Origin of the sequence: Pseudomonas sp. IzPS59, from assembly GCF_014863505.1 — a bacterium.
Lineage (GTDB): Bacteria > Pseudomonadota > Gammaproteobacteria > Pseudomonadales > Pseudomonadaceae > Aquipseudomonas > Aquipseudomonas kribbensis.
Map to the genome: position 1 here is coordinate 3,694,815 of NZ_CP062251.1, position 26,805 is coordinate 3,721,619.

Consider the following 26,805-nt stretch of genomic DNA (forward strand, 5'->3'; position numbering starts at 1 on the left):
GCGGTGAACAGTTGTGCGCAAGGAATGATTGCGTCACGCTCCCGCCATCTCATAGGCCTTATATTCAATGCAGAGCGATGTCGGGACAACCGTAAAATCGACCCGCAATCCATGACTAAAACGAATGAATCCGCGAACTCTCACTCCTTCGATGTCGTTGCTGCTGGCGTTTGAAGCCGCTGCACGCCATGAAAGCTACACCCGCGCCGCCCACGAACTGTCGCTGACCCAGAGCGCGGTCAGCCGTCAGGTGCAGATTCTGGAAAAGATGCTCGGCATGCGCCTGTTCAGCCGCGAAGGCCGGCGGGTGATCCTTACCGACGTCGGGCGCATGTACCAGCGCGAGCTGTCCGAAGCCCTTGGGCAGATCCGCAGCGCAACGCTGCAGGCCATGGCGTTTGGCTCGGGAATTCACAGCCTGCGCCTTGCGACCCTGCCGACCTTCGGCTCGAAATGGCTGCTGCCACGCTTGAAGGACTTTTACACGGCGCACCCGGGCATGACCGTGCACCTGCATTCGCGGATCGAAGCCATCGACTTCGACACCAGTGAAATCGACGCGGCGATTTGTGTTGGCGGCGGTGACTGGCCGGGGCTGACCGCCCACCGCTTGCACACCGAAGAACTGGTGGTGATCGCCAGTGCGCAACTGTCCGATGCCGAACGTCTGGCTGCCGATAGGGATATCGCCGGGCAACTGCTGCTCAACGTCAGCAGCAATGCTCAGGCTTGGAGCGAATGGTTCAGCCATCACGCCCTGCCCCATCGCAGCATGCGTATCGGCCCAAGTTTCGAGATGACCTCGCACCTGATCCAGGCCGTGCGCGCCAATATCGGTATCGGACTGGTACCAAGGATTCTGGTGGAGGATGAGCTGCACAGCGGTGAGCTGGTGCAACTGGGGGAACCCATCAGCAGTCGGCGCAGCTACTACCTGGTGTACCCGGCGCGCAATGAGTCGCTGGCGTCGTTGAAGGCATTTCGGGATTGGCTGGTGCAGACGCTCTGAGTTGATTTACCGATGCTCGGGTGGGCGGCGGCAACCCGGGGGCGAATAATCGCCCCCCTGCATTGGCTAGCGCTTCAGCGGTGGTGGCGCCTTTGGACCCTTGATCAGTGGTTTTTCCAACTGTTTCCCATCTGGCCCGTAGAACAGGCGCACGATGTGCGGCGGCATTGGCTGTGGCGCTCTGGCGGTCATGATGAACCCTCTGAAATCGGATTGAATTCAACCCATTTAACCTTCGCGGAATCTATCAACAAAAATTCAGCACCAAAAGGTACGTCGGTTCCATCGCTGTTGAGCCAACACGGAGATTGCAACAGAAACTGCCCACTTGAAGATTCGGGCGGCCACTCCACCGGCCAGCCTAGAACGCGCCTTTCATCATCCAGATGCAGGGTGATGACGCGATCATATTTCGCAAATGCGCTGAACCATTGGCTAGGGTAGGAAGATTGTTTCGTTACGTTTCTGCTACGCAACCAACCATGTAAGTTGCCACTGGCGGACAGGCAACAAGCCAGCAACCCAAACACCAGCGAAGCAAAAAAAGCCCATGCTGTTTCAGCCTTGGAATCCCACGTTCCTACAGAAAAACCCTCCCTCCCCACCCACAAACAGACCTCGCCAACGCCCAGAACGGTCCCTTGAATCACAAACGTAAAAATCAACGCCTGCACAATCTGCCCGAACGTATCCGGCCGCTTGAACGCCGTCAGGGTGTAGAAAATCCAGGTCGAGACAAACCCCGGGATCAGGTACTGCAACAGCGGAATCACCTCTTTCACCAGATCATCCATGATCGGTCACTCCTTGAATCAAAAAAAACAATCCTCCAGAAACAGCAATGCCGGCCCGTAATGGGCCGGCATTCAAAGCCTAGTGCACGCGGGAAAAACGCCCGCGATCAACTGTCACCGGGCATTACGCGTCCTGCAGAATCAGATCCGCGCCCTTCTCCGCCACCATCAGCACCGCCGCATGGGTGTTGCCTGACGTGACGTTGGGGAAGATCGACGCATCGACGATCCGCAACCCGTCCAGACCATGCACCTTGAGGCGCTTGTCGACTACCGAGGTCTGCTCGTCCGCGCCCATCGCGCAGGAGCCGCACAGGTGATAGATCGAGCCGCAGTTGTCGCGGAAGTACTGCAGCATCTGCTCGTCGGTTTCCACTGCCGGCCCCGGCAAGACTTCATCAACCGTGATGCCCTTCAGCGCCGGAGCACCCATGATCTTGCGCATCAGGCGACTGCCCTGGATCACCTCGTCGATGTCCTTTTGCGTGCTCAGGTAGTTCGGGTCGATCAACGCCGCATCGCGCGGATTTTTCGAAGCAATCTCGATGTGCCCGCGACTGGTCGGGCGGCACGGGTTGAAGCACAGCAGGAAGCCTGAATACGGCTCGGGCTTTAGGCTGGCCTTGTTGTTTTTCGGAATCTGGTACGACAGCGGGTTGAAATATAGCTGCAGGTTCGGATGGCTCTGCTCCGCGTTGCCCCGGAAGAAACCGCCAGCCTGATTGACGCTCATCGCCAGCGCACCCTTGCGGGTCAGCAGGTATTTCACGCCGAGTTTGAACTGGCCGAACAGCGAGCTGAGTTCATCGTTCAGGGTCGGGATATTGGCCTTGTAGTAGTAGCTGACGCACAGGTGATCCTGCAGGTTCTGCCCCACGGCCGGCAGGTGTTTGACCAGCGGAATCTGGTGTTTTTCCAGCAAGGTGCGATCCGCCACGCCGGACAGTTGCAGGATCTTCGGCGTGTCGACAGCACCAGCGCACAGGATCACTTCCTTGCGTGCCGTGAAGGTCCGCACCACGCCATGCTGGGTGATGGAAATGCCGGTGGCGCGCTGCTGGCTTTCATCGAACAGGACACGGTCGACCAACGCGTAGTGCTCGACCGTCAGGTTCGGCCGGCTCAGTGCCGGATGCAGATGGGCGAAGCTGCTGGAGCTGCGCTGACCGTTGCGGGTGTTGACGTCGTAGATGCCCGCACCTTCGAATTTCGGCCCGTTGAAATCGTCACTGCGCGGGTAACCGAGTTCGTCGCAGCCCTTGAGGAATACGTCGCAGATCGGGTGGGTCTGGCCGGCCATCGGGGTGATGCTGATCGGGCCGCTGCCGCCGTGGTATTCGCTGTCGCCCAGCGGATGGTTTTCCAGTTTGCGGAAGTACGGCAGCACATCCTTGAAGCCCCAGCCGTCGTTGCCGTTGGCCGCCCAATCGTTGAAATCATGGGCCTGACCGCGCACGTAGATCATCGCGTTGATCGAGCCCGAACCGCCCTGGACCTTGCCGCGCGGGGCGTAGATTTCGCGATTGCCCAGCTGCTTCTGCGGCTGGCTGTAGTACATCCAGTTGAAGGTCGGGTTGTAATACATTTTGGCGAAGCCGACCGGGATCTTGAACCACAGGGAACTGTCCTTGCCGCCCGCTTCCAGCAGCAGCACCGTGTGTTGGCCCGAGGCCGAGAGCCGGTTGGCCAGGACGCAGCCAGCGGCGCCTGCGCCAGCGATGATGTAGTCGTATGTCATGCACGGTTACCGCGTAAGTCTTTTTATCGAACCCGCCCGTTGCCGGGCGGGGAAATCCCGTCAGCCCTTGGCCGGCGATGTGTCTTTGACGTCGGCCGGGGTCGGGGCCATTTGCAGGTGCAGGCGCTCACCGGTGTACGGCGAATGCTTGCGCACCACGTCCATGTTCAGCTCCACGCCCAGGCCCGGCTCGGTGGACGGAATGATGTAGCCGTCCTCCCACTGCAACGGCTTTTTCAGGACCTCGGCGTGGAAGCCGCCCCAGGTCTCGATGCTTTCCTGGATCAGGAAGTTCGGCGTGCAGGCCGCGAGCTGGAAACTCGCCGCCGCGCCAATCGGCCCGTTGTACAGGTGCGGGGCGATTTGCGCGTAATAGGCCTCGGCCATGCTGGCGATCTTCTTGCCTTCGAGCAGGCCGCCGCAGCGCGCCACGTTCATCTGCAGAATCGACGCACCGCCGGCCTGCAATAGCTTGAAGAATTCGTACTTGGTGGTCAGGCGCTCACCAGTAGCAATCGGAATGCTGGTCTTGGCCGCGACTTGCGCCATGGCCTCTTCCTGTCCCGGCGGCACCGGTTCTTCGAACCACAGCGGGTCGTACTTTTCCAGGCGTTTGGCCAGACGAATCGCCGAAGACGGCACCATTTGCCCGTGAGTGCCGAACAGCAGGTCGCACTTGTTGCCCACCGCTTCGCGGATCTTGCGGCAGAAGGTTTCGCAGCGCTCCAGCACTTCCAGCGAAATCTGGTGCCCGGAGTACGCGGTGTACGGTCCGGCCGGGTCGAACTTCACGGCGGTGAAGCCTTTGTTCATGTTGTCGATGGCGCACTCGGCGGCCAGGTCCGGGTCGTCGTAGTCGTACTCGCCACGGCTGTTGACCGGGTACAGGTAGGTGTAGGAACGCAGGCGTTCGTGAACCTTGCCGCCGAGCAATTCATAGACCGGCTTGTTCGCGGCCTTGCCGATGATGTCCCAGCAGGCCATTTCCAGACCACTGACCACGCCCATCATGGTCAGGTCGGGACGCTGGGTGAAACCGCTCGAATAGGCCTGACGGAAGAAGCGTTCGATGTGGTGCGGATCCTGATTGAGCAGGTAGCGTTCGAACACGTCTTCGATGATCGGCAGCATGGCTTTGGGGCCGAAGGTGGCGGCGTAGATCTCGCCAACGCCTTCGATGCCGCAGTCGGTCTTGAGCTTGACGAACAGCCAGTACATGCCGCCGATGTGCGGTGGCGGTACGGCGACGATATGGGTTTCAAGGGCGACGATTTTCATCTCAGGCACCTGTTTTATACGAAGATTTTTTGTTGATCCGGGCACGCAGTGTCACGGCAGCCAGAGTGCCGATCAGACCGATAGTGGCGATGTAGCCGAAATAGAGTTTGTAGCCGAGGGCGCCGGGGAAATGTTCAGTGAGGTAGCCGTTGATCAACGGGATAAACGCATCCGGCATGTAACCGACCACCGAGACGATGCCGATGGCCAGTCCGGTGATGCGCAGCGGAATGTTGCAGCTGTCGAGGATCGCCCAGTACAGACCGCGAATCGCGTAGGTCATCAGGCCGATGAAGATCACTGTCGCGATCAGCAGCCCCATGCTGTTGAGCGCCGGGAACACGATCAGGCCGACGATTGCCAGACTCGCCAGCAACAGCGCAACGATCAGCACCGAGATGTTCGAAAACTTGTCCCCCAACCAACCGCCACCAATGCCGCCGATCGGGCGCATCCACAGTTTGATGGTGGTGATGGTGCCGGCCATGACGGCGGTCAGGCCGCTGCCTTGCAGGTAGTCCGAGAAGCTGTAGGTGGCCCAGAAGATGTGATAACCGCAGAACACGATCGCGGTGACCAGCCACAGCTCAGGGATCTTCACCAACGTTGCCAGATCAGTGAGCAGGTTGAACTTGCCCTTCTCCACCGGCGGCGTGTCTTCCATCGACTTCGGGTCCTTGATCAGCACTAGCACACAGCCGATGGCGATACAGGTGAAGGCGTAGAGGTAAACCACGTGCTTGAAACCTTCGGCGGTGGACTCGCCACGGGTTTCGGTGGCGAAGGCGAACAACGCCAGCGCGACCGTCGCCAGCAGCGCTTCGACCAGCCCGCGACCGCCATCAAGGATCCCGAAGAAACGGCCCTGCTCGGTGTGATGGGCAATCATCTTCACCCGCTTGAGCACCGAGGCCCAGAATGTCAGGCCGGTGGTCAGCCCCCAGCAACCGAAGATGATCATCAGCCCGGTCATCGAAGGCGCGGTCGAATACCACAGGCCCAGCGCGCCGGTTGCCACCAGCGAGAAGAAGATCAGGAAACGCGGCGCGATACGGTCGGCCAGCCAGCCGCTCGGCAAGTAGCTGAGCAGGAAAATCGTCCCAAGCATCGAGTACAGATAACCCAGCTCGCTGTGGCTGATCTGGAACACCTCGAGCATGGTGGTCTGGTAGACCTGGCGCAGGTACAGAATCGGGTAGATCGCACCGGCGGCGAGTACCAGCAACATCAGTTGGAAATAGCGACTTCCCTTGTCGCTGCGGCTTTTCGAAGCCGAATCGGAACCCTGAACAGCGGCAGCAGAGGATGCATGCTTGGACATTGAAGTGACCTCGGGCGACCCGTGCTCCGGGCGCCCCTGATAATTGTTTTTATAGGTGTAGCGTGAGGCGTGAGGCGGTGGATCAGTACTTCATGACCACGAGACGGGTCTGGGTAAATTCGAGCATGCCGTGCTTGCCGTCATCGCCGCCCAGGCCCGAGCGTTTCCAGCCGGCGTGGTAGCCCTGGTACGGATCGGCCGGCGTACGGTTGACGTACAACTCGCCGGCCTCGATGGCATTGGCGACTTTCTGCGCGGTGCGATAGTTCTCGGTGTACAGCACCGACGACAGACCGAACTGGTGGTCGTTGGCCATGGCCAGCGCTTCGTCGATGTCGCGGTACTTGAGCACCGGCAGCACCGGGCCGAAGATTTCTTCCTGGACGATTTCCATGTCCTGGCGGCAGCCGCTGAGCAGCGTTGGCGGGTAGAAATGCCCCGGACCTTCCGGCAGCACACCGCCGCTTTCGAGGACGGCACCTTCGGCAATCGCGCGCTCGACCATGGCGTGAATGTTCTTCTGCGAACTGGCGTTGACCAGCGGACCCATCAGGCTCGCGTCTGTGGCGCGGTCGCCAAACTTCACGGCGGCGATCTTGGTTTTCAGCAGCGCGAGGAAACGGTCGTAGACGCTTTCCTGCACGTAGACCCGCTCCACCGCCGTACACAACTGGCCGCAATGGGTGGTCTTGGAAGCAATGATTGCGCTCGCGGCCGCTTCAAGATCGGCGTCGGCCTCGATGATTGCCGGGGTCTTGCCGCCCAGCTCCAGCGACGGCTTGGCGATGTTGGCCTTGCAATAGTCGAGGACGATGCGCCCGGCGTTGACGCTGCCGGTCAGGGTGATCAGGCCCACGGCTTTGTGGGTGCAAACCGCAGCGGCGGTGGCGTGATCCATGGTCAGGATGTTGATTACGCCGGCCGGCATGCCCGATTGCTCCACGGCTTTGGCGATTTCGAACGCCGACGTCGGGGTGTTGTTGCTCGGGCGCACCACCACGGTGTTGCCGGCAATCAGCGCCGGAGCGATTTTGCGCAACAGGGTGTAGACCGGGTAGTTGAACGGAATCAGGCACGCGACGACGCCAATCGGCTCGCGGTGCAGGAACAGGTTTTCGTCGGGGCTGTCACTGGGAATGATCTCGCCTTCGATGCGGCGCGCCCATTCGGCGTGGTAACGGGTGATCTGCGCGGCATAACGGGCTTCGTTGCTGGCATCGCTCAGGCTCTTGCCGGACTCGGCGGCCAGGGCGGCGCCGATGGCGTCGGCACGATCTTCAAGGGCCGCCGCAAACGCTCGCAGGTGCTCGGCGCGCTCGATGCTGGTGAGTTTGCCCCAGACTTTCTGCGCTGCTGCGGCGGCATCTACGGCCGCCGTGGCCTCTTCGGCAGTGGCGGCCGACACCTGGCCGATCAACGCTTCGTTGGCCGGGTTGTAGACCGCGATCAGCGCCGCGCTGGCCGGCTCGATGAAGTGGCCGTTAACAAAATTTCGCTCGACTCGCATGTGCATCGCCCATCGTTTGTTTTTATCGATGGCGCCAGTCTTGTCATCGACAGCGGGTTCAACAAACGATTTATCCGGCGATCAAACATTCGAAAAATGCACGTTACTCAGAAAATCGCCTTCGAAGGCTCAAGTTGGCGCTGCGCCAGCCAGATCTCTTCCTGCAGCCACTGACTGAAGGCCTGCAATTGCGGCATCTGCGTCTGTTCCGGGCGGGTCACCAGCCAGTAGGACTGGTGCCCTTCCACGTGCACGTTGTGCACCTGGGTCAACTGCCCGCTGGCCAGTTCGGAGGCGACCATGTGCCAGTCGGCAATGGTGATCCCCAGACCATCGACAGCCGCCTGAATCGCCAGGTCCAGCAGGTCGAATTCATAACCGCCCTGGGTATCGACACCCGTGATCCGCGCCGCGTCGAGCCAGTGTTTCCAGGTCAGGTAGCGCTGATCCTCCCGGGCCAGCACATGCAAAAGGGTCAGGCGATTGAGGTCGATGCCCTGATCGCCGCCCTCCCGCGCATACAGGGTCGGTGCGCACACGGCGATGTGCCGTTCCTGAATCAGCAGCGAGCTGTCGAGCCCGTCCCACTCGCCGTCGCCAAAACGGATCGCGCAATCGAGGGTGCTGGTTTCCGCAAGACTGTCCTGCAAACGGGTGGTGATGCTCAGTTCCAGCTCCGGATGCTGCTCACGCAAGCGCCCGAGGCGCGGCATCAACCAGCGGCTGGTGAAGGTGGGCGGCGCGTTGATGTGCAGGCGGTTGGCATGGGTTTTCTGCTGGATGCTGCGCACGGTCAGCTCGATCTTGTCGAACGACTGATGCAGCGCCCGCAGCAGAATCTTGCCAGCACCGGTCAGTTCGAGATGGTGATGACGGCGCTCCAGCAGACTCTCGCCGAGCTGCTCCTCCAATTGCCGCACCTGACGGCTGACCGCGCTCTGGGTGACGTTGAGCAACTCGGCGGCGCGGGTGAAGCTGCCGGTGCTGCCGGCCACTTCGAATGCTTTGAGCGCATTCAGGCCGGGCATTTTGCGTTTCATACAAGGCACTCGAAAACCACAGACAAGGTGCGAAGCATCCCACGACGCTGGCGAATTGTCCTACAGGATTTTCCGAGTAACATGCATTCGATGCAGGTTCCCCTGACGTTTTTATCGTTTGTTCTGCAGCGGATAGATGGCAAAACTGCGCGGCATCTCTAATAAAAACAATCGAGAGCCGCTCCATGCCCTTCCCTGCATCTTTGCGCCTGCGCACAACCTCCATCGCTCTGTTCTGCAGCTTTGCCGCCCCGGCCATGGCGGTCCAGGTCACCGACAATCTCGACCTTGGCGGCGCCATTCGTGCCCGTTGGGACGTGGACCCGGATCGCGACATCCAGAAGTTCGGCCTCGACACGGTGTTCCTCAGCGCCAAGTACAACTCCGACTCGTGGATCGGCGAAGCGCAGTACCGCTTCTACGGTCGCTCCTACCCGTACCAGTACACCAAAAACTACGGCGACATCCGCTTCGCCAAGTTCGCGTGGGTCGGCTACAAGTTCAATCCCGACCAGCAAGTGCAAGTGGGCCTGAACACCGTGCCGTTCGGCTTGCAGCCGTACTTCGGCAGCACGTTCTACGAAACCCTGGGCAACGTCATCGGCCTGGAAGACGTGCAACAGATCGGCACCAAGTACATCCAGCAAAGCGGCGACTGGAACATTCAGGCCGGCTACTACCTGCGCCCGGCCTGGCAAGGCAAAGGCACCAGCAAAGGCGTGACGTATTCGAGCGTTGTGTCCGAAGCCGACAGCTATGTGGCCGACGGCAGCAACAACCAGGAACGCAACACCGTGGTACTGCGAGTGGCCAGGTCGCTGGATCTGGGACCGTGGAAATCCGAGGTCGGGATCTCCGGCCTGACCTCGAGCATCGAAAACAAAGACACCAACAACGACGGCCGGCGCAACGCCGTGGCCGTGCACTACATGGGCAAGAACGGCCCGTGGGGCATGCAGTTGCAGGCGGCGCGGCAGCAGATGTCACCGCGCAATCCCGGCAGTGATGAAGTGGTGACCCTCGGCGGTTACGACGGCACTTACAACGTCGCCAGTCGCGGCAATCTGTATGTGGCTGACCTGAGTTATGACGTCGGCGGCAAATACCTGTTCGACCAGATCAGCGGGATCAAGCTGTACGCCAACTACAGCGCGTTCGACAAGTCTGCCAGCGGGTTCAAGACGTCCGAGCGGATGATCCTCGGCACCTCGTTCTCCGTGAGTAAATTGTGGGTGGCCACGGAATGGCTGTTCGGCAAAAACGATCCGTACATCGGAGGCAGCAGCTACACCCAAAGCCTTGGCGCGGGCGGGCTGGATCAGTGGGAGAACCAGTTATATGTGAACGTCGGGTATTACTTCTGACGCTCGAAAAAATCGCAGCCAGGGCTGCGATTTTTTTTGCCTGCCCGTTGCGAATTCACCTTGCATCTGCGCCGCCCCGATAGTCAGATAGCCCTCACCCCAAAACAACAAAAACCGCCCGATCCGGAGTTCCGCCTCCATGCGTCAACTGCCCTCGCTCAACACCCTGCGCGTGTTCGAAGAAGTCGCCCGCCATCGCAGTTTCAGTCAGGCCGCCATCGGGTTGAGCGTCACCCAGGGCGCGGTCAGTCGCCAGATCAAACAGCTTGAAGACTACCTCGGCGTCGCGCTGTTCGTGCGCACGCCTCAAGGGCTGTCGCTGACCGAAGCCGGCAGCAATCTTTCCCCGCATCTGGCCGAGGCCTTCGACCACATTGAACGTGCCTTGCAAGCGGTGCGCGTGCCGAATCTGCGCCAGCGCTTGAAAGTGCTCGCACCGCCGACCTGGGCCACGCGCTGGCTGTCGCCACACCTGCGCGCGTTCTGTCAGCGCTACCCGGACATCAACCTCAGCGTGACCAACCAGATCGGCCACGACAGCCTCACGGAAGTCGATTGTCACATCCGCTTCGGCCTCGCGGCTGCACCCCACTGCGTCAGTCAGTTGCTGGTGATGGAACGCCACATCGCGGTAGCCAGCCCGGAACTGTTCAACGGCGATCAGCCACCGGACCTGCGGCAGTTTCCGTTGCTGCACATCCTGCACGACGGCAAACGTTTGAAGGTCTGGGAGAACTGGCTGGCGGCCATGGGACGGGATGACATTGACGCAGGGCAAGGGCTGGAATTCAGCACCCTGGATCAGGTGATCCACACCGCGCTGGCAGGCGGCGGTCTGGCAGTGATCGACCGGCAGATGATCGAAAAGGAACTGGCCAACGGCAGCCTGCTGCCGATCACCCCGATTGAGGTGATCGGCCCTTATGGGTATTGGCTGGATGTGGCGAATGACAAGCAAGGGTTGTCGAAGGTGAAGCTGTTTACCGAGTGGCTAGGGGTTGTCAGCAACCCCTGACCTGTATTCCTCAGACGGGCGTGGCGACTTTGCCGACCGGTCCTACCCCGACGTCCACCGGACTCTGCGCCTTGCACGCCTGACTCAACGTCAACGACTTGGTCTCCGGCGCCCACGCCCAAGACAGCAACGCGCCAATCGCCAGAATCGCCGCAAGAATCCCCATGGTCGGGCTCAAGCCGATCCCCGCCACACTCACCGGCAACAGGAACGTACTGACCGCCGAACCCAGACGGCTGACTGCAGTCGCCAGACCGATACCACTGGCCCGCACTTCCGTCGGGAAGCTCTCCGCCGGGAACACGCCCACCAGGTTGCTGACCGCCGACAGCACCAGCGTGAACACACCGAACACCAGCACCATCAGCCACGCCGCACTGCCCGGCAACACCGCCAGCAGAAACAACGCCACCGCCAGAATGATGAACGAGTTGATCAGGAACCCGCGTCGGGTGAATTTGATCGTGCACCAGATGCCGATCAACGCACCGAGGATCAGCAGCATGTTGAGCATCAGCTCGGTGCCGAAGCCTTCGGCCAGGCCCATCTTCTGCAGGATCGACGGCAGGAAGGTGTAGATGGCGAAGTACGGCATGACGATGCAGACGAAGAACAGGCAGTTGAACGCCGTGCGCTTGCGGTATTCGCGGCTGAACAGCACCGCGTAGCCCGAGCGGGTTTCCGTGGATTGGGTCTCGTCCAGCTCGACGTTGTCGCCCAGATGCTTTTTGACAATGGCACGGGCTTCGGCCACCCGGCCCTGATTGACCAGCCAGCGCGGCGATTCCGGCGTGCCGATTCGCGCGATCAGAATCAGCGCTGCGGGGATCGCCGACGACGCCAGCATCCAGCGCCAGGCATCATCACCGAGGCTGAGCATGGCGGTGCCGACGAAGGTCGCTGCGACATAGCCGAAAGTCCAGATCACACTGAACGAACCCAGCAACACGCCGCGATGTTTCTTCGGTGCGAATTCGGCGAGCATCGCGTGACCGACACTGAAATCCCCACCCAGACCAATGCCGATCAGCACCCGGCAGAGGAACAGGCTCATGGCGGTTTCGACGTAGAACTGCATCACCGAAGCGAGCGTGATGAGCACGAAACTGACCAGGAAAATTTTCTGCCGGCCGACCTTGTCCGAGATCCAGCCGAAAAACAGACTGCCGAGAAACAGGCCGATCAACGCCGACGCGCCGATCAGGCCCTGCCAGAACGCGTCGAGCTGCATTTGCGGGCTGAGCAAAGTGAATGCGATGCCGATCAGGCCAAGGATGTAGCCGTCGGTAAAGTGCGCGCCGAAGGTCAGGCCGGCGATCTTGATATGGAAGCGCCCGATGGGCAGGTCATCGATCTTTACGGGTTGAGCGGACATGTTCGTCTCCAATTGTTGTTATTGACGGAGAAACGGAAAGCTCTGGGAGAAAACTGCGGGAGCGAACTCCCACAGGTTTCGGGGAGGCCTAGAGGCCGCCCATCAACAGGTATTTGATCTCCAGATAGTCATCCAGACCGTACTTCGAACCTTCACGCCCAAGGCCCGATTCCTTGATGCCACCGAACGGCGCCACCTCCGTGGAGATGATCCCTTCGTTGATGCCGACCATCCCGGCCTCCAGCCCTTCGGCCATGCGCCAGACCCGACCGATGTCGCGGCTGTAGAAGTACGCCGACAATCCGAACGGCGTGTCATTGGCCCGCGCCAGCACTTCGGCTTCGTCCTTGAAGCGGAAGCACGCGGCCACCGGACCGAAAGTTTCGTCCTGGGCAATCAGCATGTCGCCGTTGGCTTCGGTGAGTATGGTCGGCTCGTAGAACGTGCCGCCGAGGGCATGGCGACGACCGCCGCACAACAGCGTGGCGCCCTTCTCCAGCGCATCGCTGACATGGGCTTCGACCTTGGCCAACGCGGCGGCGTTGATCAGCGGACCTTGCTCGGTGTCGCCGTCCAGCGCACTGCCCACGCGCATCGCCGCCACAGCTTCAGCGAGTTTGCCGGCGAAGGCTTCGTAGACGCCGTCCTGAATGAAGAAGCGGTTGACGCACACACAGGTCTGCCCGGTGTTGCGGAATTTCGAGGCCATCGCGCCTTTGACGGCCGCGTCGATGTCGGCATCGTCGAAAACAATGAACGGCGCGTTGCCGCCCAGTTCCAGCGAGACCTTTTTCAGGGTGTCGGCGGCCTGGCGCATCAGCAGTTTGCCGGTGCGGGTCGAGCCGGTGAACGACAGCTTGCGCACCACGCTGGACGCCTGCAGTGCACCGCCGATAGCCACTGCGTCGCCGGAAACGATGTTGAACACACCCGCCGGAATCCCGGCCTGCTCGGCCAGTACCGCGAGGGCAAATGCCGACAGCGGGGTTTCTTCCGAAGGCTTGAGAATCATCGTGCAACCCGCCGCCAGCGCCGGGCCGACCTTGCGGGTGACCATCGCCAACGGGAAGTTCCACGGAGTAATGGCCGCGACCACGCCGATGGCTTCCTTGGTCACGATGATCCGCGCATCGGCCTTGTGGCTCGGAATCACATCGCCGTAGGCACGCTTGGCTTCTTCACCGAACCACTCGAGAAAACTGGCGGCGTAGACCACCTCGCCTTTCGCCTCGGCCAACGGTTTGCCTTGTTCGCGGCTGAGCAGAGTCGCCAGTTCCTGCTGGTTGGCGAGCATCAGATCGCTCCAGCGCTTCAGGCGCTGACTGCGCTCCTTCGCGGTGAGTTTTCGCCAGGCCGGCAAGGCACGATTGGCCGCCTCGATGGCGAGATTGGTTTCCTCGGCGCCGGCCTTTTGCACGTCGGTGATCAACTCGCCATTGGCCGGGTTGCGCACCGGATAAGTCGCGCCGCCGCTACCCCACTGACCGTCGATAAAGTTGCCGTGACGAATCAACCCGCTCATGCCACCGCCCCCTGCAACGTGAAACGTTCCTGCCCCGGACGCGCCGTGCGCAGGATGCGTTTGCCGGCGGTGTAATCGTTGATCACGTCACACGGGGTGTAGTTGCGCTCCAGTTCATGCAGCTCTTCGGCGTCGAGCTTGGTCTCCAGCGCCGCCAGTGCGCTGTCGAACTGCGCGGTGGTGTCGGCGCCGACCAGCATGCAGTCCACGCCCGGATGGTTGGCGACCCAGGCCTGGGCGATCTGTGCGTTGGACACGCCACGGGCACGGGCCACGCGCTGCACCGAATGGGCGATCTCGAACGAGGCCTCGTCGCTGTACATCTGCTGGGTGAAGAAGTCGGTCTGGTTGCGGGTCGATTGCACGTCACCGGTCAACAGGCCACGGGCCAGCGGACTGAACACCGACACGCCGATGCCCTGGTCACGGCAGAACGGAATCATCTCGCGCTCTTCTTCGCGGTAGGCGCAGTTCAGTTGCAGTTGCATGTTGATCGGCTTGACCCAACCGTTGCGCTCGCAGGCCATGAGGATTTTCGCCAGCTGACCGGTGAGCATGGTCGAGACGCCGATGTAACGCGCCTTGCCGGATCGCACGATGTCGTTCAGTGCGCTCATGGTTTCTTCGACCGGGGTGTTCACATCGAAGTAATGCAGCATGAACACGTCGACGTAATCCATGTCCAGACGCTTCAGCGAGGCATCGATGCTGTCCATGATGTGCTTGCGCGAATGGCCGCTGGCGTTGATCGCGTTGCGGGTGCCATAGCCGACCTTGGTAGTGATCACCAGATCTTCACGACGAGCCAGACGCTTGACGATGCGCCCCACCACTTCCTCGCCGACGCCGGCGGAATAGAAGTCCGCCAGGTCGATGAAATTCACACCGTTGTTCAAGGCATGAGCGACGATCGGCTCGCTTTGTTTTTCATTGAAGATCCACGGTTTCCAGTCCGGGGTACCCATGTTCATGGTGCCCAGGCACAGGCGGGAAACTTGCAGGCCGGAGTTGCCCAAACGGATGTATTGCATGGCGCGGACCTCAGGCTTTTGGCGTGTAGAAAGGGTTGCTGATGTGGTTGACCACATCCTTGAGCTGCGCGGTTTCCGGCTTGCCGGTCAGGGCGGCGCGGATCGCGGTGCGGCACGCGTTGTAGTTGTTCAGGTAGACCGCATCGAGGTCATCGCAGGCCGGGTTGACCCAGTTGGCGGTGACGATCGCCCACTCGTCTTCGGCTTCCGATGGCAGCGTGCCGTCGAGCAGCGCTTCGAGCACAGCCTTGGCGATACCGGCCTGGGAAGCGCCCCAGGTTGCGTTGCCGTGCAGGTCACTGCTGATGGCAGCCTTGTTGACGTAAAGGGTCATCGGCTTGACCGGGATGTTCGGCTGGGCGATCACCATGAACGGGCAATGGCCCTGGCTCGGGGATGCCAGACTGTTGGCGAACGCCTGACCCGCCGGCCCGTTGCGCGGGCCGATCAGGATATTGATGTGCGCGGCGTTCACGCCCGGGCCTTCGAAACCTTCACCGATGTACAGGTCGAGTTCTTTCATCAGTCATTACTCTTTGCGATGCAGAGGGATTTTTTGGGGTGATCGACAGCTCACGCGGACCGAGAGGCCAACGGGATCAATAACGGACACGGGGAGACGCGAGGGGAGAATCGGGACATGGCTGCAAACGCTCTCTGGTTGTTATTGATGAGCTGTGTTTGCGATTTTTTAACACCGGGGATCGGGCCGGCCGTAACCATTAAAAATCATGGGGCAATGACTTTTAGTCATAGCCTTGATGCAGGTAAAAAAGGGCGGGCGAAAAAAATCCCGCTCGAGAGCGGGACTTCTTGGACTGCGCTTAGTTACGCGACAACCGGAATCATCGGATCAGCAGCCGCCAGCGCAATGGCACGGTCAGCGGCCGGCGGGTAGATCCACTGGGTGTTGATCTGGGTCTTGAGCGACTTGCCCTCCTCCTTGACCAGTTTCACCTGACGATCCCAGCCTTCGGTGTACACCGCGCCCCAGGCGCCGAGGTCGAGGCAGGTCACGTATTTCGGCTGGCTGTACGGGGTAGGATCGACACCGAGAATCTGCGCCGCGACATTGTTGCCGGCATGCCGACCGAGGGAAATCGCGTGCTGGCAGGTCATCAAGGCGAAGTTGCCGATATCGTCGGTGGCCGCATAAGCCACGTCGCCGGTGGCGAAGATATCGTCCTGGCCGATGACTTTCAGGTGTGCATCCACATGCAGACGACCCTGGCGATCGCGCTCGGCCGGAATCTGCTCGGTCAGGGAGCTGGCACGCACGCCGGTGGTCCAGACCACGGTTTTTGCCTCGATGCGCTGGCCGTCCGATAGAGTCACGCCGTTTTCATCGACCGACAGCACCGACACACCCAGTCGCCATTCGACACCCAGTGCTTCGCTCGCTTCGGCAATCGACACGCTGATGGCTTCGCCCATGGCCGCGCCGACTTTTTGCCCGCGGTCGACGATGATCACTTGAACGTCAGCCTGCTCGCCCAGCACTTCCCGCAGACGCGCCGGCATTTCGGTCGCGGTTTCGATGCCGGTGAAGCCGCCGCCAGCCACAACTACAGTGTTGCGCGCCTGGCTCGCAGACTGATCGACCAGGGATTTCAGGTGGTTTTCCAGGCGAATCGCGGCTTCGATCTGGTCAACGTCAAAGGCGTGTTCTGCGACGCCCGGGGTATCCGGCAGCGCCAGGCCACTGCCGGAAGCCAGTACCAGTTTGTCGTAATGGAAAACCTGAGCGGCGCCGTCGGCGTCGGTGTAACCCACGGTTTTGGCGTTCACGTCGATAGTGTTCGCGGCGCCCTTGATGAAGTTGACGCCTACCGCGTCGAACAGGTCGCCCAGCGGCGCAGCCAGCGTGTGGGCATTCGGCTCGTAGAAACGCGGACGTACACGCAGCTCAGCCTGCGGCGCCAGCACGGTGACATCGATGTTGTCGCGGTTGTGAATGTCGACCAGACGGGTCGCACTCAGCGCCGTCCACATGCCACCGAAACCTGCGCCGATTACCAGAATGTGCTGTTTCATTGTTGTCTCCAGGCCCGAAGCCAAGTCGTAGAAAGAGGTTCAAGAATTCACGTTTATCGGGAGTCGGCACGCTTGGGGTTTCTGAAAGCGCTGAACACTGCTCACCGGATAACGGCGACTGTATTGGTCGCCGTTATATCCAACAAGTCAGATTATCCGATCATTCGAATCGAAATATTCGATAGCTGATCTAACCCCTCCTGAGGATCTCGAAACCATAAAAGTCGCTGCATACCGAGCAAATACGGGTTTCAAGGCAAAGATTCAGGCACTTATCAGATTTGTCCGCCACGCATTACCCTGCTAATATCTGCGACAACTACAGTCGGAGATAGCTATGTCGCTTTACAGTGCGGGCGTCGAGTACGGCATCCATTGCCTGGCGTTTCTGGTGGGCAGCGGTGGTGACAGTCGCGAAGCGAGCGTGCGCGACCTGGCTGACCTGCAAGGGGTGCCGCTGGATTACCTGGCGAAGATCTTCACCAAACTGGCCAAGGGCAAACTGGTGGTGGCCACCGGCGGTGTACGTGGCGGTTTTACGTTGGCGCGCCCGGCGGATGAAATCACCCTGCTCGATATCGTCAACGCCATCGACGGCCCGAAAAACATTTTCGAATGCCGGGACATCCGCGGGCGTTGTGCGCTATTTGACGGCTCGCCCCCGGATTGGGCGGTGGACGGAACTTGTTCGATTCACGGGGCGATGATGGTTGCGCAGAAACGCATGGAAGAAGCCCTCGCCCAGCAGACCATTCTCGACATCGCCAGAAAGGTCGGACGCAAAGCGCCGGCGGAGTTCAACAGCCGGGTGGAAAACTGGATTCAGGAACGTCGCGACAAGAAGACAGCCGGCTCGGGCATCCCGCTCACCGACATCACCGACTGACAGGCAAAAAAAAGCAGAAACCGATCACACGGTTTCTGCTTTTTCATTTCGGCCGTTCTGCCTCAGAGGCAATCGCGTACCGATTTGCGCAGCGAGCCGGATTTGGCCCACGGCGGCCCCTGATAGAGCGACACGCGGCTGCCATCCTTGTACTTGACGATATCGAGGATCTCGTCGGCCGTGACGATGCTTGGCGCCGTGATCCGGTAACCGTTGGAAATCGCGACCTGTGAAGTCTTGGGAATATCCTGCTGCCACAACGGCAACACGCATGCGGCGTAGTCCTTGGGAGCCTTGCCACTGACCTTGCTAAGATTCGGCTCGCCCGGGACCAGCGATGCCGGAAGTGAACACCCGGCCAACGCGGCCATCAGCAGGCCCCCGATCAACATCCGCATATTGAATCCTTCATCTGAAAAAGCGCGAATTTACCCTGTTACTGGTTGAACATCCATCGTGGCGCAATGCTTTGCCCCCAAAAACCGGGCTCTCTGGCGTCACAAAAAACCATTGCTCCGACCAACGGCAGTTTGTTCACGCCCGTTCAGCTCATTGACCAGAACCTCTTGCCCCGCTCCCGAAAAATGCGGCTACTATTTTCTACCGAGAATGTTCCGGAGGTGATCATGCGGCTCAATGAATACGAACACGAACTTCAACGTGACCTGCAAAGCGTTGCATCGGACCTGAGATGGTCGGCGGTCGACCTCAAGCGTATTGCCGAGCAGTTGCGCAAGTCCGGCAACGAGGCGGATGCGCAAAGCGTGCTCAGGTCCTGCGAGGTGCTGCAAAGCGATGAAGAACGTTTGCAACTCTATGCCAGGGAAGTGAAGGCCCGCGCCATCAGCCGAACCAAAATCCACTGACACCTTCCCCCAAACAAAAAGCCCCGGAAAATCCGGGGCTTTTTCATTGCAGGCCTTCAGCCTGTCTTGCGGCCGTGGGTGCGGCTTTTGTAACCCGGAAGTGCAGCGGCGTACGCCAGTGCTTCCTCCCGGCTGGCGAAAGACGCCAGTCGATCACCCTGCGTGCAGACCCGCCACGGGCCGTTGTTCACGCTGAGTACGTCGTAGCCATTCATGTGCATTTTGTTCAGCATCGCCATGCTCATAGGCACCTCCTGTCGACTATCGATCAACTGCACTTTTGCACCTTACACCGGGTTCGACAGGGTGTGCCGACCAGACGTCGCCCCACAGCGGCGTCAAGCGTCTGGCACTTTTGCGCTTTTCGACCACTCTGACATCACAAGCGCCTCTAAACCAAGGCACGGCTTGAATATTGCATTTTCATGACCGATTCATGACAACCGGCAATCAGGTAACAAATGAAAGTACGTGCAACCATCATTTGCGAACAGGATCGACACATTCTCCTGGTGCGCAAACCCCGATGCCGCTGGAACTTGCCGGGGGGCAAGGTCGAGCCCGGGGAGACCAAGGTTGATGCCGCAACGCGTGAACTTGAGGAAGAAACCGGACTGCTCGCCGATGGCATGCTGTATCTGATGGAGCTGGAGGCTGGCGGCACGCGCCACCATGTCTACGAGGCGTCGGTACTGAATATTGATGAAGTACGGCCACAGAACGAGATCATCGATTGCATCTGGCATCCGTTGGATGCGGTGCAGAACCTGAGTGTCAGTGAAGCAACCCTGCAAATCGTCCGCGCCTTTCAGCGCCGACTGTGAGTCAACCGGCGAACGCCCGACGCCCGGCACTCATTTCAGTGCGCAATTCACCGATGAAGTTGGAGATGTCACGAATGGTGACCAGATGCTCCGGCGATACACCGTTGAGCAGCAGATCGACTCGCCCGCTGTCAGGTTCGTAAACCTTGATCTGCAACAGCCCCTGCCCCGTTTCCGTGCAGTCACAGTAAAGGGGCGAAAAGCCGGACTCGACGATGCGGCAAATGTCGGCAATGGCAAGCATGGGCGGGCGCCTCGCGGGCGATGGATCGGTCGATCGATTGAGCATAGATGAGCTTTTTCGACCTTGCGCGAGCGCTTGATCGCAGAAAATGCCAACCGCTTCACATCCTTGCGCAACACCGATCAGTTGGCGTCGCGCCCCCAGATCCAGTTCCAGATCCCCGGCAAGTGCACCGGATCCGAGCTCTTCTGCACCGTACGCGCCAGTGCCGCTTTTTCCAGCAGTGCGTGATCGTCGTAGAACGGTTTATCGGCCAGGCGCACGCCAGTGGCAGCAGCGCTGTCGAGCAGGATCTGCAGATACTCGCGGGCATGTCGCGCGGTATAGCGGTTGAGGTCATGGAAGGTCACCACCACCGGAATCACCCCGTCCACCGTCGGCAACTCACCGAGTGCGATCCGCTCTCGTACTTCCGACAGCTGACGCAACATATTGGCCCGGCGTCTGGGACTGCCGTTGAAGCCCCAGATCTTGCCGTCGTTGGCGCTCAGGTCCGTGAGCAATACATGCAGGCCATGTCGCTGATAGGCCGCGAACGTACGTTTGTCGTAGTTCCAGAAAGGTGGGCGCAGCAAAATCGGCGGCGCACCGGTGATCGCCGCGATGTCCGCCATGCCGTTGGTCAGTGAGGTTTCAAGCTCCTGCGAATCGAGCGAACGGTGATTGGTGTGCCAGTGCGTGGCGGTGTGAAAACCCAGAATGTGCCCTTCATCGTGCTCGCGATGCATGATCCGCCGACCGATCTCGCTGTTGCCGGCCCTCGGCGCGCGGGTCTGGACGAAAAACACCGCTTTGATATTCGGTTGCAGCGGGTTGTCTTTCAGGCTGTCGAGCACGGTTTCCGTGGGGTTGTAGAAACTCGAAGCGCTGGGGCCGTCATCGAAGGTCAGCAGAAACCTGACCGGCGCCTGCGCATCCAGGCGCGAGCGGGTTTGCGCGGTCAGTTCGATGGGAGCGGCAATGCAACCGGCCAGCCCGGTGATGATGGACGCAGCGCAGAAAAGCTTGAACCAGAGTTTCATGTTTTGCCTTGAGCCCGACCGTTGCGGTCACGTTGTCGATTGGCAAAACTCCCTCGCCGCTGCTGCCTCCCTGCGGCCCACCGAAATGGGCCGAGGTTGGATAAAGATAACAGGGTTTTGTTCCGGTGCTCACTCAGTGCGCCAATGCCTGCTGGAACGAGGTGTCGATAATCCCCGCAGTGGTCAACGGCGCCGGCAACGCCTTGACCTTGAACAGGAAGTCCGCAGTGCCTTGCAGGTCGGCGGCGGCTTGCTGATCCGCCGGGCCGACCGTCATGTGCGCCTGGCGCAACCAGTGCCGTGAGACTTCTTGATCGAGATTGGCTTTCTTCGCCCACAGATCCGCGTATTCGTCGGTGTGACTGTCGACCCAGGCCCGGGCCTGTTTCAGGCGCCCGAGAAAATCGGCAATCGCCTCACGCTTGCTGTCGATGGACGGCGCGGAAGCGGCGATGGCGCTCAACCCCGGCATCAGGTTTTTTGCAGTCAGAATCGGTCGTGCACCGGAGAACACGATCTGCTGGGAAATGTACGGTTCCCACACCGGGAAGGCATCGATGCTGCCCTGAGGTAATGCCGCCGCGGCGTCGATCGGCATCAGTTTGACGAAGTCGACGTAATTCTCCGGCAACCCATTCTGCTCCAGTGCCCGCAGGGTCAACTGCTGGCTCCAGGCGCCCGGCCAGTAGGCGACTTTCTTGCCTTTCAGATCCTCGATGGTTTTCACCGGTGAATCCTTGGGCACCAACAGTGCGATGGTGTCCGGGTTTTGCCGCGACACGCCGATCAGTTTCACCGGCGCCTGTTTCGCGGCGAGGAACAGAAAGCCCGAATCGCCGAGAAAGCCCAGATCCAGCGAACCGGTCTGTAACGCTTCGGCCAACGGTGCGGCGGCCTGGAAGTGTTTCCAGTCGATGGTGTAAGGCGCGCCCTTCAATACGCCGGACGCTTCTACCGAAGCGCGGATGTTGTAGTAATTCTGGTCACCGACGTGCAGGACCACAGGTTCGGCAGCGTAAGTCAGAGGTGAGGCAATCAAGGCGCTGGTCAACGCAGCACGTAGGAAACGGGAGAGCTTCATGGCAAGTCCTGCAAAGGGGATTTTTTATAGACCATAACGCTCTTATAAATCGCATTTGAAATTCGATTAATGAATAAGCTCAGTACCACCGACAACCGCTGTTGGCCTGGCAACAGTGGCACGGCACAGTGTTTTCCCGGCAACAGTTCAAAGCGCACAAATCGCATTAAAACCCCGTAAACATGGGACTCGGGACATATGGCACAGAGCCTGCAATATTCCATTCATGCAGGAAGCATTCGAAAAAAATATCTTTCTGGACATAAGAAACTGTTGCCTTGCCGGAGCGTGCCCATGAAATCCCGCTTACCCTTTTCTCGAGTCAAAACGCTGCTCGCGGCCTGCGCTGTAGCCCTGAGCCTGCAACCTCTCGCCCACGCAGCGGAAACGCCGCCCGCCGAAGTGCATCTGGACTATGCCTATTACTCCCCCGTCAGCCTGGCACTGAAACATTTGGGTTATCTGGAAAAGGCCCTGCCCCAGAGCAAGGTCAGTTGGGTGCTGAGCCAGGGCAGCAACCGTTCGCTGGAATACCTCAACAGCGGCGGCGTGGATTTCGCCTCGTCGGCCAGCCTTGCAGCGGTGCTGAGCCGTGCCAACGGCAGCCCGATCAAATCGGTGTACGTTTACAGCCGCGCCGAGTGGACCGCACTGGTGGTGCGCAAAGACTCGCCGTACCACACCGTCGCCGACCTCAAAGGCAAGAAAATCGCCGCCACCAAAGGCACCGACCCGTACCTGTTCACCCTGCGCAGCCTGCAACAGGCCGGGCTGAAAAAAGACGACGTGGAGCTGGTGCACCTGCAACACCCGGACGGCCGCACCGCGCTGGAGAAAGGCGACGTCGACGCCTGGGCCGGCCTCGATCCGCACATGGCCGCCAGCCAGGTACAGGCCGGTTCGCGCCTGCTGTATCGCAATCGCGACTTCAACAGCTACGGTGTGGTCAGCGTCACCGAGCAGTACGCCAAGGAACATCCGCAAACCATCGACACCGTGATCAAGGCCTACGAACAGGCCCGTGAGTGGTCGGTGAAAAATCCCGATGAACTGGCCAAATTGCTCGCCAGCGAATCTGGCCTGCCACTGGACGTGGCCAAACTGCAACTGTCGCGCACCGACCTGAGCAGCCCGCAACTCACCGCCAAGGACGTGCTGGCCTCGAAAGCCGCCGCGCCGATTCTGGTCTCCGAAGAACTGGTGCGCCGTGGGGTGAATGTCGATCAGGTCATCGATCAATTGATCGACACCGGTTTCCAGCAAGTCGCCGCCGCCCAGTAACCGATCAGGCTCACAACGAATCCGCGCCCGTCGCGGATTCGTTGTGAGCGGAGCCCTCTCCATGAGCAATGACCTGCCCGCCCGTCTCGCCGTCCCGGTGGCGCGCCGACAAATCCTGCCGTTGAATCCGCTCTGGCGGCGGCGCCTTAAGGGGCTGGCCCTGCCGCTGCTGATCGTGATCGCCCTGGAGATCATCGTGCGCGTCGGCTGGCTGCCGTCCTATCAGATGCCCGCGCCGAGCGAGGTCGCCCTGACCCTCACCGATCTGGCCAAAGGCGCACTGTGGAAACACATCGGTACCAGCATGATCCGGGTGCTGATCGGGTTTGCCATCGGCGCGAGTCTGGCATTGGTGTTTGCCGCGTGGGTCGGCCTGAGCCGTGAGGCCGAGGCATACCTGGAACCAACCTTCGCCGCGCTGCGCTCGATTCCCAGCCTGGCCTGGGTGCCGCTGTTGCTGCTGTGGCTGGGCATCGACGAGACCTCGAAAATCGTCCTGATTGCCATCGGTGCGTTCTTCCCGGTGTACGTCAACGTGGTCGCGGCGATCCGCAACATCGACCGCAAACTGGTGGAGGTCGGCCACATCTATGGTTTCAATCGCCTGCAACTGGTACGGCGGATTCTGCTGCCCGCCGCCCTGCCCGGCCTGTTCACCGGCCTACGCAGCGGTATGAGTCTGGCGTGGATGTTTCTGGTGGCGGCCGAACTGATCGCGGCGACCAAAGGCCTGGGCTATCTGCTGAGTGACGGGCGCGAAACCTCGCGTCCGGACATCGTGCTGGCGGCGATCATCGTTCTGGCGCTGCTGGGCAAACTCAGCGACGGCCTGCTCGCCACACTCGAACGTCGCTGGCTGGCCTGGCGCGACACCTTCACCGGCCAGGGCAGCAAGGACTGACTCGCACAACTAAGCTGAACCTTCAGGCAGTGTTCGCCGGAGGTTCGGCCAATGTGCGGAAGACTCTCGCAGTACCGGGGTATCCACGATTTCGTCGCGGTGCTGAGCATTCCCGATGCGCTGATCAATCACGTCGGCGATGCACCGCTGGCACGCTACAACGCGGCGCCCACCACCGCGCTGGCCATTCTGCATCAACACGAACAACGCTTGTACGCCGACAACCTGCGCTGGGGCTGGCGCCCGCACTGGGCCAGGGATCGCGCGGCACCGATTAATGCGCGGGTCGAAAAGGTCGTTCACGGCCCGTTCTTTCGGGCGATCTGGCGTCATCGCCTGATCGTGCCGGTCGACAACTGGTTCGAGTGGGTCGACGGGCCGGATAAAAGCCGACAACCCTGGCTGATCCATCGAATCGATCATCAGCCGGTTTTCTGCGCCGCCATCGGCCAATTTCCGACACCCGGATCAGAACCACGGGAAGACGACGGCTTTGTGATCATCACCGCCGACAGCGCTGGCGGCCTGCTCGATCTGCATGATCGCCGGCCTGTCGTGTTGTCCGCCGAGGGGGCGCGGGAATGGCTCGACCCGGCCACGCCCATGGAGCGTGCCGAGCAAATGCTCCTGTTCGAAGGGTTGGGCAGCGAAGCGTTCGAATGGCACAAAGTCGGCAAAGCTGTCGGCAACTCACGCAATCAGGGTGCGGAGTTGATTGAAGTAGTGGCTTAAATATTTTGTGGGCCAGCACGTCTATCGAATAGTCGGAAGACGTGAGTCAAATTGATATCACGCAGCAAGTGAGAACCGTTCGTTACAGTGAGTGTTTCAAACTCGAAACAATCATTGAATCAGTCGTTTGATTAAAACCAACCGCCTGTCTGACATTTCAATCGTCATACATACATTTAGTAACACTACAGATAGCATGCGCGCCGCATTTCCTATTGGCATACCAGTTGACCAAAGAGTCAACAAACCGGGAATACCCTACAAACTTACAAGCCTTGCAGAGAACTAAGTTGCGCGACGATTTTGCAATCAAACAGGCCAACGGCCTGGAGTGTATTTATCTGTCCATGACAGAACGCTTTCAACTCGACTGTTTTATCGCCCACTACATAAAGACTCGAAACCTGCGTGACGTACCCGAGATCGACCGCCTCCTGCGCGCTACTCTCCAGAACTATCCCTGCCACCCGCCGGTGATGGTCAACGAGCTGAATGCCTGGATCGACAAGACCTTGGGTTATCGGGCCTCACACCCCGATTTCACACAGCTGGACGATCTTTGATGAAACGAAAAAGCCCCGCAGTCGCGGGGCTTTTTCGTTGTGGCGTTCAGGGTTTCAGCGGGCGTTCCTGGTCGCGATCGGACAACTCGCGGCTGTCGTCATGTTTCCAGGTCTGCTCCTTGTGTTTCTCCCGCTCGATCTCTTCTTCGCTCGGTTCTTCATCTTCTTCGGGACGTTGCTGCTCCGTTGCCATGTTCACCTCGCCGTCATAAGTCATCAGTCATCCTTACAGCGTAGAACAGATTCAGACAGGCAACTTACAACCACCAGCGCAACAGAAAGAAGAACGCCATGCTCAACAGCATGCTAAGCAACGTATTACGCGTGTAGATCACGAGCCCGATGGCGACTAACGAACTCAGCAAATAGGGATTGTCCCACTGCAAATTCAGCTGTTTGTCCGGCATGAACACAATCGGCCCGCAAATCGCGGTCAACATGCCCGGTACGGCGAAACCCAGAAACTGCCGCGCATTGCTGCTCAAACGCACCGGCAGGCGCGGTTCGAGAAATACATAGCGGTTGAGGAACACCAGAATCCCCATGCCGAAAATCACTGCCCAGATCATCATGTGCGCTCCCGATACAGCTTGTTGCAGATAAACCCGGCCATCATTCCCGCCAGCCCCGACAGCACCAGCGCCGAACCCCACTGCCAATAACTGAACAGCACCGAGCAGAACAGCGACACCGCCACGCAGACAACGGTGGGCACATTGCGCACCACCGGGGTGATCAGGGCGATGAAGGTCGCGGCAATCGAGAAATCCAGCCCCAGGTGTTCAAGCCCCGGAATGCTGCTGCCGAGCACAATGCCGGCCAGGGTGAAGAGATTCCAGGCGATGTAGAACGTCAGGCCGACGCCCAAGGCATACCAGCGATTGAATTGCTGACGGTCGTGCTGGCTGGTCAGGGCGAACAGTTCATCGGTGAGCAAAAAACCCAGTCCGATGCGCCAGCGCCCCGGCAACGGCGAAATCACGTGGCGCATGCTCATGCCGTAGAGCAAATGCTGCGACGTCAGCAGCAGCGTGGTCAGCAGAATCGAGAAGATCCCGGCACCGCCCTTGAGCATGCCGATCGCCACCAGTTGCGCAGCACCGGCAAACACAATGGTGGACAAGCCCTGCCCCTGCAGTGGCGTGAGGTTGGCTTCGATCGCCATGGAGCCGGCCAGCAGCCCCCACGGCGCGGTCGCCAGGGATAACGGCATGATCGCCGCGGCTCCGCGAAGAAAGGCACTGCGCGGCATTAATGAGTCAGACATAACGCTCTTCAACCGTGAGACAAGACCCCGGACTCTGCCAGCAAATGCCTTTTGCTGGCTTGAACAATCTTGCGCAGTTGCCGCAAATCGCCCAGCTGCAAACCGATTAG

At 60.1% G+C, this 26,805-nt stretch carries 28 protein-coding genes and 2 pseudogenes; 11 read left to right on the plus strand and 19 right to left on the minus strand.

Going from position 1 to position 26,805, the window contains the following annotated elements:
- The first annotated feature begins 124 nt into the window (after nucleotides 1-124).
- Nucleotides 125-1,009 (plus strand): LysR substrate-binding domain-containing protein, encoded by an 885-nt coding sequence (locus IF189_RS16405; RefSeq protein ID WP_134826406.1) that lies wholly within the window; start codon nucleotides 125-127, stop codon nucleotides 1,007-1,009.
- A gap of 188 nt (nucleotides 1,010-1,197) precedes the next feature.
- Here the strand turns inward: IF189_RS16405 and IF189_RS16410 are convergent, their stop codons facing one another.
- The 6 genes from IF189_RS16410 to IF189_RS16435 all read right to left on the minus strand — a co-directional run bounded on the left by IF189_RS16410 (nucleotide 1,198) and on the right by IF189_RS16435 (nucleotide 8,687).
- Nucleotides 1,198-1,803, minus strand: a complete 606-nt coding sequence (locus IF189_RS16410) for a DUF6338 family protein (RefSeq protein WP_134826405.1) — start codon at nucleotides 1,801-1,803, stop codon at nucleotides 1,198-1,200.
- 124 nt (nucleotides 1,804-1,927) lie between these two features.
- Complete coding sequence (locus tag IF189_RS16415; protein ID WP_134826404.1) at nucleotides 1,928-3,541, minus strand: GMC family oxidoreductase; 1,614 nt, start codon at nucleotides 3,539-3,541, stop codon at nucleotides 1,928-1,930.
- A gap of 60 nt (nucleotides 3,542-3,601) precedes the next feature.
- Nucleotides 3,602-4,819 (minus strand): mandelate racemase/muconate lactonizing enzyme family protein, encoded by a 1,218-nt coding sequence (locus tag IF189_RS16420; RefSeq protein ID WP_085731929.1) that lies wholly within the window; start codon nucleotides 4,817-4,819, stop codon nucleotides 3,602-3,604.
- A 1-nt stretch (nucleotide 4,820) separates the two neighbouring features.
- Entirely contained in the window at nucleotides 4,821-6,140 is a 1,320-nt protein-coding gene (locus IF189_RS16425; protein ID WP_192551912.1) for an MFS transporter, read from the minus strand.
- An 82-nt stretch (nucleotides 6,141-6,222) separates the two neighbouring features.
- Complete coding sequence (gene aldA, locus IF189_RS16430; RefSeq protein WP_192553590.1) at nucleotides 6,223-7,647, minus strand: aldehyde dehydrogenase; 1,425 nt, start codon at nucleotides 7,645-7,647, stop codon at nucleotides 6,223-6,225.
- 107 nt (nucleotides 7,648-7,754) lie between these two features.
- The gene (locus tag IF189_RS16435) at nucleotides 7,755-8,687 is read right to left on the minus strand and encodes a LysR substrate-binding domain-containing protein (RefSeq protein ID WP_096820112.1); all 933 of its coding nucleotides are present in this window, start codon (nucleotides 8,685-8,687) and stop codon (nucleotides 7,755-7,757) included.
- Nucleotides 8,688-8,872: 185 nt separating this feature from the next.
- Here IF189_RS16435 and IF189_RS16440 point away from each other — a divergent pair, with 185 nt between their 5' ends.
- Nucleotides 8,873-10,051, plus strand: a complete 1,179-nt coding sequence (locus tag IF189_RS16440; protein WP_192551913.1) for a hypothetical protein — start codon at nucleotides 8,873-8,875, stop codon at nucleotides 10,049-10,051.
- A 139-nt stretch (nucleotides 10,052-10,190) separates the two neighbouring features.
- Nucleotides 10,191-11,066: a LysR substrate-binding domain-containing protein gene (locus IF189_RS16445; RefSeq protein ID WP_134826401.1), complete on the plus strand. Its 876-nt coding sequence runs from the start codon at nucleotides 10,191-10,193 to the stop codon at nucleotides 11,064-11,066.
- A gap of 10 nt (nucleotides 11,067-11,076) precedes the next feature.
- Here the strand turns inward: IF189_RS16445 and IF189_RS16450 are convergent, their stop codons facing one another.
- From IF189_RS16450 to IF189_RS16470, 5 genes are all read right to left on the minus strand, one after another.
- Nucleotides 11,077-12,441: an MFS transporter gene (locus IF189_RS16450; protein ID WP_134826400.1), complete on the minus strand. Its 1,365-nt coding sequence runs from the start codon at nucleotides 12,439-12,441 to the stop codon at nucleotides 11,077-11,079.
- 88 nt (nucleotides 12,442-12,529) lie between these two features.
- Complete coding sequence (locus tag IF189_RS16455) at nucleotides 12,530-13,963, minus strand: NAD-dependent succinate-semialdehyde dehydrogenase (protein ID WP_192551914.1); 1,434 nt, start codon at nucleotides 13,961-13,963, stop codon at nucleotides 12,530-12,532.
- Nucleotides 13,960-14,994: an aldo/keto reductase gene (locus IF189_RS16460; protein WP_192551915.1), complete on the minus strand. Its 1,035-nt coding sequence runs from the start codon at nucleotides 14,992-14,994 to the stop codon at nucleotides 13,960-13,962. The genes IF189_RS16455 and IF189_RS16460 overlap by 4 nt, the downstream gene beginning before the upstream one ends.
- Before the next feature lie 10 nt (nucleotides 14,995-15,004).
- The gene (gene fae, locus IF189_RS16465) at nucleotides 15,005-15,517 is read right to left on the minus strand and encodes a formaldehyde-activating enzyme (RefSeq protein WP_085687829.1); all 513 of its coding nucleotides are present in this window, start codon (nucleotides 15,515-15,517) and stop codon (nucleotides 15,005-15,007) included.
- Between the two features lie 305 nt (nucleotides 15,518-15,822).
- On the minus strand, nucleotides 15,823-17,028 hold the full coding sequence (locus IF189_RS16470; RefSeq protein ID WP_192551916.1) for an NAD(P)/FAD-dependent oxidoreductase: 1,206 nt from the start codon (nucleotides 17,026-17,028) through the stop codon (nucleotides 15,823-15,825).
- 337 nt (nucleotides 17,029-17,365) lie between these two features.
- Between IF189_RS16470 and IF189_RS16475 the strand changes: the two genes are divergently transcribed.
- Nucleotides 17,366-17,914, plus strand: a complete 549-nt coding sequence (locus IF189_RS16475; RefSeq protein ID WP_134826397.1) for an RrF2 family transcriptional regulator — start codon at nucleotides 17,366-17,368, stop codon at nucleotides 17,912-17,914.
- A 62-nt stretch (nucleotides 17,915-17,976) separates the two neighbouring features.
- Here the strand turns inward: IF189_RS16475 and IF189_RS16480 are convergent, their stop codons facing one another.
- On the minus strand, nucleotides 17,977-18,312 hold the full coding sequence (locus IF189_RS16480; RefSeq protein WP_065259781.1) for a hypothetical protein: 336 nt from the start codon (nucleotides 18,310-18,312) through the stop codon (nucleotides 17,977-17,979).
- Nucleotides 18,313-18,540: 228 nt separating this feature from the next.
- Here IF189_RS16480 and IF189_RS16485 point away from each other — a divergent pair, with 228 nt between their 5' ends.
- Nucleotides 18,541-18,780 carry a hypothetical protein gene (locus tag IF189_RS16485; RefSeq protein WP_085711391.1) on the plus strand — a complete coding sequence of 80 codons (240 nt, stop codon included), beginning with the start codon at nucleotides 18,541-18,543 and terminating at the stop codon, nucleotides 18,778-18,780.
- Nucleotides 18,781-18,836: 56 nt separating this feature from the next.
- Here IF189_RS16485 and IF189_RS16490 read toward each other — a convergent pair whose 3' ends face one another.
- The gene (locus IF189_RS16490) at nucleotides 18,837-19,025 is read right to left on the minus strand and encodes a DUF2188 domain-containing protein (protein ID WP_114883693.1); all 189 of its coding nucleotides are present in this window, start codon (nucleotides 19,023-19,025) and stop codon (nucleotides 18,837-18,839) included.
- 216 nt (nucleotides 19,026-19,241) lie between these two features.
- On the opposite strand from IF189_RS16490, the gene IF189_RS16495 reads away from it, so the two are divergent.
- Nucleotides 19,242-19,604 (plus strand): NUDIX hydrolase, encoded by a 363-nt coding sequence (locus IF189_RS16495; RefSeq protein WP_134826396.1) that lies wholly within the window; start codon nucleotides 19,242-19,244, stop codon nucleotides 19,602-19,604.
- Between the two features lies 1 nt (nucleotide 19,605).
- Here the strand turns inward: IF189_RS16495 and IF189_RS16500 are convergent, their stop codons facing one another.
- Both IF189_RS16500 and IF189_RS16505 read right to left on the minus strand, forming a co-directional pair.
- Nucleotides 19,606-19,848 carry a DUF1652 domain-containing protein gene (locus IF189_RS16500; RefSeq protein ID WP_096820123.1) on the minus strand — a complete coding sequence of 81 codons (243 nt, stop codon included), beginning with the start codon at nucleotides 19,846-19,848 and terminating at the stop codon, nucleotides 19,606-19,608.
- Between the two features lie 122 nt (nucleotides 19,849-19,970).
- Nucleotides 19,971-20,870 (minus strand): polysaccharide deacetylase family protein, encoded by a 900-nt coding sequence (locus IF189_RS16505; protein ID WP_134826395.1) that lies wholly within the window; start codon nucleotides 20,868-20,870, stop codon nucleotides 19,971-19,973.
- A 133-nt stretch (nucleotides 20,871-21,003) separates the two neighbouring features.
- Here IF189_RS16505 and IF189_RS29150 point away from each other — a divergent pair.
- Nucleotides 21,004-21,111 (plus strand): annotated as a pseudogene (locus tag IF189_RS29150) (hypothetical protein); the annotation flags it as partial.
- On the opposite strand, the pseudogene IF189_RS16510 reads toward IF189_RS29150, so the two are convergent.
- A pseudogene (locus IF189_RS16510) lies at nucleotides 21,085-21,951 on the minus strand (ABC transporter substrate-binding protein); the annotation flags it as partial. The pseudogenes IF189_RS29150 and IF189_RS16510 sit on opposite strands and share 27 nt — an antisense overlap.
- Nucleotides 21,952-22,245: 294 nt before the next feature.
- On the opposite strand from IF189_RS16510, the gene IF189_RS16515 reads away from it, so the two are divergent.
- The 4 genes from IF189_RS16515 (at nucleotide 22,246) to IF189_RS16530 (ending at nucleotide 25,428) form a co-directional block, all read left to right on the plus strand.
- Nucleotides 22,246-23,232 carry an aliphatic sulfonate ABC transporter substrate-binding protein gene (locus IF189_RS16515; RefSeq protein WP_192551918.1) on the plus strand — a complete coding sequence of 329 codons (987 nt, stop codon included), beginning with the start codon at nucleotides 22,246-22,248 and terminating at the stop codon, nucleotides 23,230-23,232.
- 61 nt (nucleotides 23,233-23,293) lie between these two features.
- Nucleotides 23,294-24,133, plus strand: coding sequence for an ABC transporter permease (locus tag IF189_RS16520; protein WP_192551919.1), 840 nt, complete (start codon nucleotides 23,294-23,296; stop codon nucleotides 24,131-24,133).
- Nucleotides 24,134-24,184: 51 nt separating this feature from the next.
- A complete protein-coding gene (locus tag IF189_RS16525; RefSeq protein WP_192551920.1) occupies nucleotides 24,185-24,865 on the plus strand; it encodes an SOS response-associated peptidase family protein in 681 nt (226 codons plus the stop codon).
- Between the two features lie 290 nt (nucleotides 24,866-25,155).
- Entirely contained in the window at nucleotides 25,156-25,428 is a 273-nt protein-coding gene (locus tag IF189_RS16530; RefSeq protein ID WP_134826390.1) for a hypothetical protein, read from the plus strand.
- Between the two features lie 46 nt (nucleotides 25,429-25,474).
- Here the strand turns inward: IF189_RS16530 and IF189_RS16535 are convergent, their stop codons facing one another.
- Genes IF189_RS16535 through IF189_RS16545 form a run of 3 tightly spaced genes read right to left on the minus strand, consistent with a single transcriptional unit; the run spans nucleotide 25,475 to nucleotide 26,695 of the window.
- Nucleotides 25,475-25,645, minus strand: a complete 171-nt coding sequence (locus IF189_RS16535) for a hypothetical protein (protein ID WP_167748741.1) — start codon at nucleotides 25,643-25,645, stop codon at nucleotides 25,475-25,477.
- A 40-nt stretch (nucleotides 25,646-25,685) separates the two neighbouring features.
- Nucleotides 25,686-25,997, minus strand: a complete 312-nt coding sequence (locus IF189_RS16540) for an AzlD domain-containing protein (RefSeq protein WP_167443797.1) — start codon at nucleotides 25,995-25,997, stop codon at nucleotides 25,686-25,688.
- Nucleotides 25,997-26,695: an AzlC family ABC transporter permease gene (locus IF189_RS16545; RefSeq protein ID WP_085711402.1), complete on the minus strand. Its 699-nt coding sequence runs from the start codon at nucleotides 26,693-26,695 to the stop codon at nucleotides 25,997-25,999. Before IF189_RS16545 ends, IF189_RS16540 begins: the two co-directional genes overlap by 1 nt.
- Between the last annotated feature and the right edge of the window lie 110 nt (nucleotides 26,696-26,805).